The sequence below is a fragment of the Coxiella endosymbiont of Ornithodoros maritimus genome (genome assembly GCF_907164965.1).
In the GTDB taxonomy this organism is placed as follows: Bacteria; Pseudomonadota; Gammaproteobacteria; order Coxiellales; family Coxiellaceae; genus Coxiella.
Map to the genome: position 1 here is coordinate 20,207 of NZ_CAJRAM010000003.1, position 12,630 is coordinate 32,836.

Sequence of the window (12,630 nt, forward strand, 5' to 3'; positions counted from 1 at the left end):
ACCCGCTATAATGTCGCGATGACAAAAACAGACCTTACAAGTGACTTGCCTAAATTTAGCTCTATCGTCGAAAGCGACATTGAGTCTTCTTTAGAGCAGTTATTAGCTGATAATTATGATGAAATCAACCAGCTCGTCAAATCAGGAGATTATACCTGGGAGGCATTCATGCAACCCTTAGAAGACATTAATGATCGACTGCATCGTTATTGGGCGCCCATTAGTCACCTGAACGCGGTTGTGAATAATCCGAGATTACGCGAAATTTATCATGCCTGTCTACCTAAACTAACGGATTATTCTACTAAGCTCAGTCATCATCAAGGACTCTATCAAGCTATTCAATCAATCGCTGATGGTATGGAGTATCAAAAGCTCAACAACCCACAACGAAAAGTAATTGATAATGATCTACGCGATTTTAAATTAACCGGCGTGACATTATCATCCGAAAAAAAGGAACAATACGCGGACCTAACGAAAACGCTATCACAATTGCAAAATCAATTTGAAGAAAATTTATTAGACGCAACCAAAGGTTGGGATAAGCAGATTTTGGATGAAAATAAATTACGCGGTATTCCTAATCATGCACTTATCGCAGCTCGTGAAACAGCAGAACAGCGTGGTTTAGAGGGATGGTTATTTACATTAGAAATTCCCTCTTATTTAGCCGTCATAACGCATGCTGATTCGCGTTTATTACGCGAAGAAATGTATACGGCATTTGTCACTCGCGCTTCCGACCAAAGTCCTAACGCTAAGAAATGGGACAACACCGCGTTAATGGAGCAAATACTGGATGCTCGTTTAAAACTGGCGAACCTTTTAGGGTTCACTAATTTTGCTGAATATTCATTAGCGACCAAAATGGTAAAATCACCGCAACAAGTGATTGCCTTCATAAATCAACTCGTAGAGGCAACCTTGCCAAAAGCGAAACAAGAATTCCAAGAGCTTAGCGAATTTTCAAAAAAAGAATTAAATATTGAAAAGTTAGAAGCCTGGGATATGGCTTACGCGGCCGAAAAATACCGCCAGCATTATTTTTCTATTTCTCAAGAAGACCTACGTCCTTATTTTCCAGAGCCACAAGTCATTCAAGGGCTGTTTAAGATCGTAAATCGGCTTTTCCAAATAACCATTAGGCCCGTAAGTCCCGTTGACGTTTGGCATTCGGGCACGTATTGTTATGCTGTTTATGATAATAAAGACCAATTACGTGCCTATTTTTACTTTGATCTTTATGCCCGTGAAAACAAACGTGGCGGCGCGTGGATGGATGATCACCGTCCGAGGCGCTGTTTATCCGATGGAAAAATACAATTGCCCATCGCCTTTGTGGTTTGTAATTTAAATCCTCCGACTGCGAATCAACCTGCTTTATTCAGTCATGACGATGTTGTCACTTTGTTTCACGAATTTGGACATGCTCTTCAGCATATGTTGACTAAAATTGACTACGCGGAAATTTCTGGAATTCATGGTGTTCCGTGGGATGCCGTAGAGTTAGCCAGTCAATTTTTGGAAAATTGGGCATGGCAAAAAGAGCCGTTATTTATGATAGCCAAACACTATCAAACGGACGAAACCATGCCGCACAAGCTGTTCCAACGCTTGCACGAAACTAAAAATTTTCATGCGGGATTGCAAATGATGCGCCAGTTGGAATTTGGCTTATTCGATATGCGATTACATATGGAATTTGATGCGACGCAAAAAAATCAGATTCAAGAGACTCTTAATGAAGTGCGAAAAACTGTTTGCGTAATTCCCGTTCCTGATTTTAATCGCTTTCAGCATAGCTTTTCACATATTTTTGCAGGCGACTACGCGGCGGGTTATTATAGCTACAAATGGGCAGAGGTAATGGCAGCCGATGCTTTTTCTCTCTTTGAAGAAAACGGAATATTCGATCAAGATAGCGCGCGACAATTCTCAGCGTGTATTTTAGAATCGGGTGGTTCAGAAGATCCTTTAAATTTATTTAAAGCTTTTCGAGGACGAGAGCCGAAAGTGGAAGCTTTGTTGCGACAAAGAGGAATTGTATAACCCCCTGTCCTCCTTTTCTTGGAACAGAATAACCGGTCCGGTCCCCCTCTCTCGCTTGCGGAAGAGGGTGTTTTCATAATAAAACAGGAAAAACATGTTATATTTACAGGGTCTTGGCCATTATCACCCTGACAACATGGTTGATAATTCCTTTTTTAGAACCCCTCAATATCAACACCAGCAATGAATGGATGTTAAACTGCATTACCGCTCAATTACATTAGAGAAACCTACAATAAAAATACCACCCCCGCCTTTCAGCAGATAGAAACCTCCTATGCCGATGGCGCAGCGCGAGCCGTTCATCACGCTTTAAGCCATGTAGGAATTGAAACATATCAAGTAGAATTAGTAGTAGCCGGTGAATGTATTCTTCAATACACCTTACCCCCAACGCCAGCATTATTGCAGTAGCAGCGGGTATTCAAAGCATAGCCATCGATATAAACACAACGTATTCTTCCTGCCAAATGCATTATTTAAATCACCTTGACGAATCCATATTGCGGGAATATATCGTTGTAGTTAATCCCCCCGTTTCTTTACCAGTATTATTGATTTTACTGACCGCAATACGGCCGTTTTATTTGGTGATGGGGGGCTCTGCCGCTGCGGTTGTGTCAAAACGGCATGAAAGCGTGTGGCGGTTAATGGACTTACATGTTGATTCAAGTCCTAAAGAATGGCCGGTGGTAACTTCGCCAACAGGCGGGCATTTTTCACAACAAGCATCGTGGGTGCAGCATTTTGAAATTAAAACAACAGTAAGCGAAATTAATTATTTATCCAAACGAAATGCGGTTAATTTAAATGAAATTTATTTTATTGGACATCAAGCGAATTTAATGATGTTACGGTCTGCTGCATCCCGAGTTGGTATTGCGCTCAAAAAACATCTTTACAATGTAGACTGCTTTGGCAATTGCGGTGCAGCAAGCGCTACCAGCGTTTTTTCCGAACGATGGGGTTCATTTAAATCGAATGATCAAGTATTAATGAGAGTGGTCAGAGCGGGCTTAACGTGAGGGCATCTGATTGAAGACCTGCACGCCGAAGGTATTCGGGCGCTGCCTGCACCGCCACTGCTAATGGTCGATCGCATTTTTTCCGTGGAGCACACGGGTAGTTGTGGCAAAATTATCCCCGAAACGGATATCCACAGATGATTGGTTTTTCCAATGTCATTTTCGTCATGATCCCGTAAAACCAGGCTGCTTAGGGATCGATGCGATTTGGTAATTATTGGGATTATATATCTCCTTACGAGGTGGTGTGGGATCGGGGCGTGCTTTGGTGAAAAAAGTCGATTTTTTGGACAAATTAGACCGCACAATAAGATGTTCCGTTACGAAATTTCTATCCGACGTTATTCTCATCTGGAACAACAAGAAGTTTCCATGGTGTTGGGCGATGGCAGTGTATTCGCCGATGGTGAGCACGTATATCAAATTAATCAAGCTAAAGAGGCTTCGTTTTTAAATATTCGTTATAACGACTATCCATTGAAATCCCAACATGCTATTGGCGGTGTGACGGCGGTTAACCTGCATGGAGGGAACGATTTAATCCATGAGAGCACCTACAGAAAATTTACAGCCCTAAATTTACAGCCCTATAGCGCGACTGAACTCGTTGAGGCTATACCACAAAAGCCTCCTTTTTGGTTTATCAATAAAATCCTTTCCGTCGATGAAAACTGTATCGAAGGTATTTATACTTTTAAACCGACAGAATTTTTTTACCAAGGGCATTTCCCTGGCAACCCATTAACGCTTGGAGTAATTTTGTTAGAATCAATGACGCAAGTGGATTTAGTGGCATCCCGCTTGTATCTCTTGTCCAAAGAAATAGCGAGAAACGAAGTGATGAATTTAGTGCCTTTATTTACAGATGAAAATGTTGAATTTTTCTCGCCAATCAAACCGACTGATATGATAACTATCCGCGCAAAGGAAACCTTATGGCGACGAAAAAAATTAAAAAGCCACGCCAAAACCCATAAGGCAGATGGGACGCTAGTCGGTATTGCTGAGCTTGGTGGCATCGGAGTGAAGAACTTATGAATCATCGTGTTGTGATTACGAGGTTAGGCATCATTGCGCCTAACACTAATTCTGTAGAACATTTTGAAAGTGCTTTACTGCTTTACGGCAAGGCACCTCTGGTATCCGCTATCATTCGTTCTTTCAACAATTAAATTTTTTATCCCAAGTGGCCGGCACTTCTTAAGGGATTGAAACCATAGCTTCTCGCTATTTTAGTGAAGAACAGTACCTTGGTATGAACAGCGGCGTGATGTACGTGTCTGTTGCTCCTGTAGATTGCTGGTGTGATGCGGGCTTTGAATATTCCCAAAACGATGATCAAGATCACATTGATTGGACGATGGGTGCAATTATTGGAACCGGAATTGGGCGGTATGGATACCATCGGTAGGGTAATTAGTCCCCGGGGTCGATGCCGGACGGGTGAGGCGGTTAGGAAGCACGATGGTGGAGCAAATTATGGCAAGCGATTCCAGTGCAAAAGCCAGTGGATTGCTGGGTTTCGGGGCGGCTAACTTTCCGAGGTATCAAGTGCCTGCAGTTCGGGAACCGAAGCCATCGCCAGTGCTTTTTATGCCTTAAAAAACGGCAGAGCTTGCCGTTTTCTCGCGGGCGGCGTCGAAGGCACTTCGCCCCACATATGGCGAGGTTTTGATGCCATGCGTGTGTTGGCCAAAGGTTTTAACGGAGCGTCAGAAAAAGCTTCTCGTCTCATGAGCGCATCGGCCAGCGGTTTGTGCCATCAGCCGGCGCTGCATTACTGATGTTAGAAACATTGGAAAGTGCTGAGCAGCGCGGGGCTCGAATTTATACCGAGATTTTAAGCGCCAGCGTGAATTGTGGCGGTCAACGGTAAGGCGCTTCTATGACGGCGCCTAATCCCCTTGGAGTTCAGCGCTGTATTCAATCGGCGATGCTGTATTCAATCGGCGTTGTATATAACCTCTACCTTCTCCTTCAGAAATTGATGCTATGAATGGCCATTTAACGGGCACGATGGCTAATAAAATGGAACTTAAAAATTGGGCTAATGCGTTAGGGTGTGAACTTAACGAATTACCGTGGATTAATTCAACAAAGTCGTTAATTGGGCATTCGCTAGGTGCTGCTGGCGACTTAGAAGCTGTCGCATCGGTGTTGCAGCTCAATAAAGGTTTATCCACGGTTCTTTAAATTGTGAAGATATTCATCCTGAATGAGAAGTATTTCAAGATCGAATTGTTCAGCGAACCCAAGAAAAAAAATCGATATTTTAGCCAAAGGCAGCTTTGGCTTTGGTGATGTCAATGCTTTTTGATTTTAAAACGCTGGCAATAATAAATTAACGAGGAGATTAAGATATGGATAAAGTCAAGATATTTAATAAAATCAAAACGATTATAACCCCTTACAGTAAAGCCCCTGATGCCGTGGCCCAAGCCACCTACGCTTCTCGTTTTCTTGAGGATTTGCAAATTAATTCTGCACGGTTGATTGATATCGTTTTAGCTTTTGAAGACAAGTTCAATATTGAAATTTCTGATGATCAAGCGGATAGTATTCTAACTATTGAAGATGCGGTTAATTTAATTTCGAGCCAGGTTAAAACCGTTGCTGTTTAATCGATGGGTTTCTATTTAGGAAATGACATCGTTGATTTTAAGGGGCCGGAAACGCATGAAAAATTCCTTAATCAGCGCTTTTTAGATCGGGTTTATTCTGCTTTAGAATAATAAACCATACTAGCGGCTGAAAATCCGGATGCTATTTTATGCGCCATAAAAGAAGCAGCTTATAAGGCTTATAGCAAATGTGTAAGAAACCTCTGCTTCTCACCTAAAATGTTTGTATTACCGGATTTTGCCCTTAGTAATTTGAGTCAGCGATTAAAGGATTTTTTCCCTTTTACCTACCAATTTAATTGGAATGGGCAGTACGTTAAATGTAAGGTAATGCTGGTAGCAGAGTGTGTGATTCATGCACTGATTTTAGTAGACAGAAGGGAATTAATGGAATGGCCTCGCGTAGTCATTCGATTGCGTCGTTTGAAGGAGTGTGTTTCTTATCAATCGTAGACAATTGCCGTGAGGCAACTGCTGGGTAATTGGTCGTGCCGCCAAAAATTCGGCGATGATATTCACGTAATCCGCCCTTTTCTTAAGAATGCCAAGCACCTCGGTCCGCCAACTCGGGGATGACGAAGGAGGAATGGTGAGGGGGCGAGAAGACGGATTCGGCTTAGCAAGGTGCCAAACAATTAGCTGCTAGAGGAATGAATATATTTATTGTGCACCGAGACCGCCGGTGCGATGGAAAAAATTAATTAGGCGTTTAGCGAATTAAGTCGTATGGCGTTCAGTTTCGGGCTTGTAACATGAATGCCTTGAGTCCTGAGGGCCGTGCTGAGGTTCTTGGGGAGCTTCAATCGATCATGGTGGCAAAAAGCAAGGTTAAATTGCTGCTTCATTCTATCGCCTTCGGTAATCTAAAACCCATTGACCCGGAAAAATCGTTAGAAGAAACGTACGATGCAGCCATTGAAGAGTTCGCAACGCCATTGGGTATACTCCCGGATATCTTAAAAGAGAAATTGGAGCACCACGCTGAACAATTACCGTAACTGACTTTATTCCAATCGCCTCAGTACAGCCGGTCATTAATTGAACAAGAAGATATGGCTAACACAATTTGTAGCATGGGGACGAGTTTATTAACGTGGACTCAAGCACTTCACCAAGCAGGATTATTTGACAAAGATGCGCGAGTGATCGGTTTAACTAGTGAAGACAATGAGATCGCATGGAAAGGCTACGCGGGTGGTTTCAGCACCTAGGGCGGCTTTAGCGGCGGTCTTTCGTTCGATTGCCGTTGAATTTACTGCCTATGGTATTCGTTCTAATCTTCTCCAACCTGGAGTCACCGACACCCCTGCTCTGCGCCTCATCCCCGGTAACAACCGCTTGAAAGCCCTGGCGAAAGTGAAAAATCCCTTTAAACGATTAACGTGACCGGCAGATGTCGTCAACACGGTGGTTTTGCTAGCGGTGCCAGCATCGGGCTGGATCAACGGCACTATTATTCGAGTGGACCGGTGGAGAAAGAATCGGAAGCATTTGATGAATGGTTTTTAGCGCTGTCTGAAGTCCAATTAACCTGACCGATTTTTCCATTTGGGAATGATGGGCTAATGGAGAAGCGAAACTGTGAATAAATGGGAAAAATCCCTACGGGTTCAATGAATCGGCATTCAAAAGGCGGCGGCAACGGATGAAGGAGCAGGGATTGAATTGGGAATCCTGCTTTCCCGAATTAAGCGGCTTCAGGAGGGGCTGATCGAAAAACACATAGGGCAAATTGCCATCCCTCTTACCCTAGTAGGGTCGTGTGTGATTGATGGAACGCTATGTTCAGGGCAAGCTCACTACATTCCTGTAGCAACGCTAGAGGGAACGTTGAGGCTATCGATGTCCCGCGTTTTTACGCGACTGCCCAATGCGGTGTGGCATTCACAAACTCAAAATATCTAGCAAGTGATTTCCCGCAGTCCGATTTTTTTTCATTTAAGGACTTAAATTCACTAAAAATTTTCTTTACCTGGGTGACAGAACACTTCAACGCAATAAAAATGTGATTGAACAAAGCACTCAATACGGGAAATTAATAAGAATTGATCAATATCAAGTGCATGATCACCTGGTTCTCGATTTTGTTTATACCACGGCGGAAGACGCGGTTCAGAATATGACTACCTTTTGTACTTGTAATGCATGTGAGTTTATTCGAGGTACCCTCGCAGAGCATTTATCGTTTGCTTATTTATTAAAATCGAGTTTTAATGCGGATAAAAAGCCATCAACGAAAACTCTCCTGGCGGGACGACGGCACAAAATCATTGCCTCTTGCGTGTTATCGGCAGCCGTTTGTAAAAGAACGTTAGGCATTTCGCCTCGACAATTAGCAGGAGAAATGCGCGTCGCCCATATGCGAGCAAGATTGCTAATATAGTCGGGATCAATTTGCATGTCGTGAATGCATTGACGGCCATTTACCTTGCAACCGGACAAGATTGTGCTTGCGTCAGTGAAAATGAAGTCGCTTTCTTTGATATTTTATATTTGCCGGAATCGAATGAAGCTAAATGCGTATTAACCATGCCTCCAATTACCGTTGGGACAGTAGGAAGTGGAATGCAATTGCCGCAACAACAAAGCAATTTAAAACTCATCAATTGTGTAGGCAAACACTCATCAAAACGATTAGCCGAACTCATCACGGCGAGCGCATTAGCATTAGAAGTCTCGTTAGCAGTGGCTATCGGAGCTGATAAATTCGCTAAAGCGCATATGATCTTTGGACGAAAAAAGAAGAAACGTAAAGTTCATGAAAAAATTTAAAATCTATAAAATAGGATTTCAATGATTTTAGGATTTCAATGATTTTGTTTATTGATATTTCATTGTTATTGCTGCTTTTCAGTCTACGGGCGGAAAAATCTCATTAAAGGTGCTTACATCCTCTGCAGTAACCATACTAGCCACATGGATTCCCCTGCTTTAATGTTAGCGACGCGATTTTCTTTCAAAGAATTTAGCATGTTAGCGGCGAAGGATTATTTTTTTAAGGGAGGAGAGAAAATACCGTTTTCGGCTAAATCAATGAATTTAATTGCGGTAGACCGTAAACACCCCGTTAAAGACTTAAGAGAAATTCGGCGACATTGCAAAAATTTCAAAGAAAAAAAGCATAAATTAATTATCTATCCTGAAAGAATACGCTCGATAACCGGTGAGCTATTACCTTTTAAAAAGGAGCTGCTTTCACAGAGCTTACGCTCAATTTACCAATTGTACCCGCTTATATTGAAGGAACTGAAAAACTTTCCCTAAAGGGGTTCGAATGGCCCGTCCTGGGCGAATTAAAGTGTATATCGGCAAACCGATTTATCCAGACGCAGTCGTAGCGGAGTCTGCAGCAGCCTCTTTTTCCGAGCATTGTGCCTTGTTGACAGAAACGATTTATACGGCTATTGTTCAATTGCGGCAATCGGCTGATGATAAATGGGTGGCAAGAAAAAGAGGAACTCGCATGGTTATGAAATGGTAGGGTTTGGGGGCGCCTGATAAACAGCCCGATATCCATCGGATGCCAAAATTTTTACCTTATGTAGAAAAAATACTAGGTTGTAATATTGCCCAACAGGACTTGCCCATTGAATTTGAGAAAATCCAATTGCCATCTCCTATTCGCTGTCAGGCTTTTTTACAGCAATTGGAGCGCGATTTTCGCTCCGATCAAATTTCACAAAAGAAAACTGGAACGTTTGCGACATGCTTATACATGCTTATGGTAAAAGTTTCCGAGATCTATTTCGCATTCGACAGGGTTTAATTTCTGGGTCCCCGGATTGTTTTGTTTATTCGGAAACCACCGAACAAGTCGTTTCATTATTAAGCTTGGTAACGAATCACAATGTCTACGTAATTCCTTAGGACCTCTGCTTGAATCGCAATTAAACAAAAAAGAATTTTCGCTGGGGCATTTCTCAGATTCCTTTGAGTTCTCCACGTTGGGTGGTTAGCTTGCAACGCGTTTGGTCGGTATGCAATCCGATCAGTACGGCACCATTAGCGAAACAGTATTAAGTTTACAAGTTGTGACACCACAAGGCGTCATGGAAAATATCACCGTTCTGCGTGCTTCTTGTGCGCTTAATTTGCGTGAATGATTTATCTGCTGTGAAGGAAGACTCGGTATTATCACTCAAGCAACGATGAAAGTGTATCTGTTGCCTGAAAAAGAACATTTTAACGCGATCTTATTTCCTAATTTTAGCACTGGACTTAAAGCGATCCGTTGCGCTACTCAAAAACAACTTCCGCAGATGATGCGTTTGATGGATAACGATGAAACAGATTTGAGTTTTTATTTAAAGCCTAAAAAATCACAACTTAAATCGTGGATTCAATCGAGCCCTGACTGAATGCATGGCGTGGGCGGTTCAAAATAAAATTGGGCGTCCCGGTTTTATGTGGGGTGTCACATTTCACACAAGCAATCATGGATCATGGCGGCGCTTTATCTCATCATCATAAGCATTGATTATGAACATGAGCCGTGGCTAGAGGGGTTTATTGGCACGATAGGAATGAAATCGTTGGCGGCCTGATTCAAAATGATAGATCTCTTGAAATTCAAGCCGCTGCTTTTGTTATTTCCTCTTATATCGTGATTTTGCTGTAGACTATTCCTGCCCCATTATCTTGAGTAGCCTTGCGTGGCTTATGTCTCTTAAAACTTGGCGTTACGCGATATTAAAATTTCTCGGTCACATTCCCGTTATTTGGACGAGCTTTGCCAATGTATTGTTACAATTGCCGCATCATCGCTCGAAAATCAAAAGCGACGCTGAATTAGATCCAAATAAACGGTATGTTCTCATCAGCAATCATGAATCAGGGTTTGATAATTAGCGCTCGGTTATGTTTTTAACCGAAAAAGTCCACCGCTTAAATTTTTTATGAGGAGAGAATTATTATGGTTTTTCCCTTTGGTCGGTTTTGGCTGCTGGTTGTTGGGGTACCCTTTTGTGCATCGGCATTCCCGCCACTCTATCCATCGTCACCCAGAGTTGAAAGCGAAAGATATCGAAATTACCCAAAAAGCTTCCAAAAATTTTAAAATATTTCCTACGACCATTGTGAACTTTATTGAGGGCACCCGATTCACTCTACTTAAACACCAACACCAAACTTCTCCTTATTTACATTTGCTGCGTCCTAAAGCGGGCGGGATCGTGATAGTGATAAACGCTTTGCAAAATAAATTGGCGGGAATTATTAACGTCACTCTCCATTATTCCAAGCCCCTTTCCTTGTGGGAATCGTCGTGAGATTTACGGTGTAGTATTAGTTATTGCCACTAACTGAAGATCTTATCGGAAATTACTACGAAGACACAACGTTCCATCTTCATTTTCAGAAGTGGTTAAACACTCTATGGCAGGAAAAAGATTTATTGATCAAAGAATTTAAAAAAGACAATAGGTAATTACTCTGTCATTACCCACAAGAGGTAAGGACTAAAAACTTAAAGTCCATCATTCCGCGCAGGCGGGGATCCAGCGCATACATGTGCAGCACACCGAAGGTACGCCTGATTCCCGCCTGCGCGGAATGACGAAATCTAAAATTGAAATGGCTGTGAAAAGGCATTTTATTTAAAATACTAGTACTGGGGAGATCATCATGTCAAAAAACGAACTTAAAAAAGCAGCCGCTATTGAAGCGATTCAATTCATTAAGAGCGTCAATATCGTTGGAGTAGGAACTGGTTCTACCGTCAATTGTTTCATCAATGCTTTAGCGGAAATTAAACATCAAATTGAAGGGGCTGTTGCAAGCTCTGTAGTCACTGAAAATCGCTTAAAAAAGCACCGTATTCCAGTTGTCAATCTTAATTCCGTTTCCAACGTCGATGTCTACGTGGATGGAGCTGATGAATTTAATAAACATTTTTATCTTAGCAAAGGTGGCGGTGGCGCCCTTACACGTGAAAAAATCATCGCGGCAGCCGCTAAACGCTTTATTTGTATTGTCGATGAAAGTAAACAAGTGGACGTGCTAGGACAATTCCCCTTGGCGATTGAAGTTATCCCAATGGCTCGCAGCTTTATTGCACGTGAAATCGTCAAGCTCAAGGGAGACCCGGTTTATCGACAAGGATTCACAACGGATAACGGTAATGTGATTTTAGACATTCACAACCTGACCATCCTCAATCCTGTTGAGTTAGAAACCATTCTCAATAACATCCCAGGCGTCGTCGCCAACGGTCTCTTCGCGCACCGGCTCGCCGATGATTTGTTAATAGGCACCTCGGCAGGCGTTCAGCTTCATCATAGAAGATGAAAGCGCAAGCGTTTTATAATCGGTCCGGCGGAGGGCAGCGGGAAAGCTTTCTTCGACTTCGATTTTTACACTTGCACTTCTCGTTATCATGAGTATAATGCTCGCTCCGAGTGCACTGGGTTTTTAATCCTCTGTGCTGTGCGTAATTGGCGGACAAGGAGAAATCGTAGTTCCTTGACGCTCCTCTTTATCGCGTAAGTCCATCAGGAGTTTTAGACTTTGCGCGTGATAGAAAAAGGGAACGTAATATCTTATGGATCACTAGGTTCACAGGAGATCATAAAAAGGATATTCTGCATGTAATCAGCCGTTGCCTTTTCAAGGCGGCTCCAGCCCAAAGGAATAATTTATGTTAGTCTTAACACGAACAAATGGTCAGGCTATAAAGATTGGAAACGAGGGTGAAATTACCGTCACCGTCCTCGAGGTTCGCGGAAATCAAGTACGCATGGGTATTGATGCGCCGAAGCACATCGCGGTCCACCGAGAGGAGATTTACCAGCGAATTCAGGAAGAAAAACCAAAAACGCCACCTATTCTTAAGGAAGTTGAATGAACTACCTGTGCTGCTTTTGATTCAGGTGAGACTGTCTTTCCTCTATACATGACGAAAGCAGTTCAGTTGATGAAATAGTGAGAAAAGCTGC

At 42.6% G+C, this 12,630-nt stretch carries 8 protein-coding genes and 8 pseudogenes; all 16 read left to right on the plus strand.

Going from position 1 to position 12,630, the window contains the following annotated elements; genetic code table 11:
• Window positions 1–18 precede the first annotated feature (18 nt).
• Window positions 19–2,052 carry a M3 family metallopeptidase gene (locus OWO34_RS00170; RefSeq protein WP_267256133.1) on the plus strand — a complete coding sequence of 678 codons (2,034 nt, stop codon included), beginning with the start codon at window positions 19–21 and terminating at the stop codon, window positions 2,050–2,052.
• 94 nt (window positions 2,053–2,146) lie between these two features.
• A pseudogene (locus tag OWO34_RS00175) lies at window positions 2,147–3,077 on the plus strand (3-oxoacyl-[acyl-carrier-protein] synthase III C-terminal domain-containing protein).
• A gap of 6 nt (window positions 3,078–3,083) precedes the next feature.
• Window positions 3,084–3,596: pseudogene (gene fabA, locus OWO34_RS00180) on the plus strand (bifunctional 3-hydroxydecanoyl-ACP dehydratase/trans-2-decenoyl-ACP isomerase); the annotation flags it as partial.
• 21 nt (window positions 3,597–3,617) lie between these two features.
• On the plus strand, window positions 3,618–4,115 hold the full coding sequence (locus tag OWO34_RS00185) for a 3-hydroxyacyl-ACP dehydratase FabZ family protein (RefSeq protein ID WP_267256139.1): 498 nt from the start codon (window positions 3,618–3,620) through the stop codon (window positions 4,113–4,115).
• Window positions 4,112–5,414, plus strand: a pseudogene (locus OWO34_RS00190) (beta-ketoacyl-[acyl-carrier-protein] synthase family protein). Before OWO34_RS00185 ends, OWO34_RS00190 begins: the two are co-directional and overlap by 4 nt.
• Before the next feature lie 23 nt (window positions 5,415–5,437).
• Window positions 5,438–5,698 carry an acyl carrier protein gene (locus OWO34_RS00195; RefSeq protein WP_267256134.1) on the plus strand — a complete coding sequence of 87 codons (261 nt, stop codon included), beginning with the start codon at window positions 5,438–5,440 and terminating at the stop codon, window positions 5,696–5,698.
• A 3-nt stretch (window positions 5,699–5,701) separates the two neighbouring features.
• Window positions 5,702–6,262 (plus strand): annotated as a pseudogene (locus tag OWO34_RS00200) (4'-phosphopantetheinyl transferase family protein); the annotation flags it as partial.
• A gap of 22 nt (window positions 6,263–6,284) precedes the next feature.
• Window positions 6,285–7,193 (plus strand): annotated as a pseudogene (locus tag OWO34_RS00205) (SDR family oxidoreductase).
• Between the two features lie 170 nt (window positions 7,194–7,363).
• Window positions 7,364–7,603 carry a hypothetical protein gene (locus OWO34_RS09625; RefSeq protein WP_407647506.1) on the plus strand — a complete coding sequence of 80 codons (240 nt, stop codon included), beginning with the start codon at window positions 7,364–7,366 and terminating at the stop codon, window positions 7,601–7,603.
• Between the two features lie 100 nt (window positions 7,604–7,703).
• A pseudogene (locus tag OWO34_RS09630) lies at window positions 7,704–8,470 on the plus strand (hypothetical protein).
• Window positions 8,457–9,171 (plus strand): annotated as a pseudogene (locus OWO34_RS00215) (lysophospholipid acyltransferase family protein). Before OWO34_RS09630 ends, OWO34_RS00215 begins: the two co-directional pseudogenes overlap by 14 nt.
• Before the next feature lie 504 nt (window positions 9,172–9,675).
• Window positions 9,676–9,801 (plus strand): hypothetical protein, encoded by a 126-nt coding sequence (locus OWO34_RS00220; RefSeq protein ID WP_267256135.1) that lies wholly within the window; start codon window positions 9,676–9,678, stop codon window positions 9,799–9,801.
• A 45-nt stretch (window positions 9,802–9,846) separates the two neighbouring features.
• Window positions 9,847–10,056, plus strand: a complete 210-nt coding sequence (locus tag OWO34_RS00225) for an FAD-linked oxidase C-terminal domain-containing protein (protein ID WP_267256136.1) — start codon at window positions 9,847–9,849, stop codon at window positions 10,054–10,056.
• A gap of 185 nt (window positions 10,057–10,241) precedes the next feature.
• A pseudogene (locus OWO34_RS00230) lies at window positions 10,242–11,123 on the plus strand (acetyltransferase).
• Between the two features lie 197 nt (window positions 11,124–11,320).
• Window positions 11,321–11,983, plus strand: a complete 663-nt coding sequence (rpiA, locus tag OWO34_RS00235) for a ribose-5-phosphate isomerase RpiA (RefSeq protein WP_267256137.1) — start codon at window positions 11,321–11,323, stop codon at window positions 11,981–11,983.
• 349 nt (window positions 11,984–12,332) lie between these two features.
• Window positions 12,333–12,539: a carbon storage regulator CsrA gene (csrA, locus tag OWO34_RS00240; RefSeq protein ID WP_267256138.1), complete on the plus strand. Its 207-nt coding sequence runs from the start codon at window positions 12,333–12,335 to the stop codon at window positions 12,537–12,539.
• Window positions 12,540–12,630: the final 91 nt, after the last annotated feature.

What these genes read in the sequence shown, in the direction of transcription:
- OWO34_RS00170 (WP_267256133.1), top strand. Translation starts at nt 19, where the DNA reads ATGACAAAAACAGACCTTACAAGTGACTTGCCTAAATTTAGCTCTATC.
- OWO34_RS00195 (WP_267256134.1), top strand. Translation starts at nt 5,438, where the DNA reads ATGGATAAAGTCAAGATATTTAATAAAATCAAAACGATTATAACCCCT.
- OWO34_RS00225 (WP_267256136.1), top strand. Translation starts at nt 9,847, where the DNA reads ATGAAAGTGTATCTGTTGCCTGAAAAAGAACATTTTAACGCGATCTTA.
- rpiA (WP_267256137.1), top strand. Translation starts at nt 11,321, where the DNA reads ATGTCAAAAAACGAACTTAAAAAAGCAGCCGCTATTGAAGCGATTCAA.
- csrA (WP_267256138.1), top strand. Translation starts at nt 12,333, where the DNA reads ATGTTAGTCTTAACACGAACAAATGGTCAGGCTATAAAGATTGGAAAC.
- OWO34_RS00220 (WP_267256135.1), top strand. Translation starts at nt 9,676, where the DNA reads ATGCAATCCGATCAGTACGGCACCATTAGCGAAACAGTATTAAGTTTA.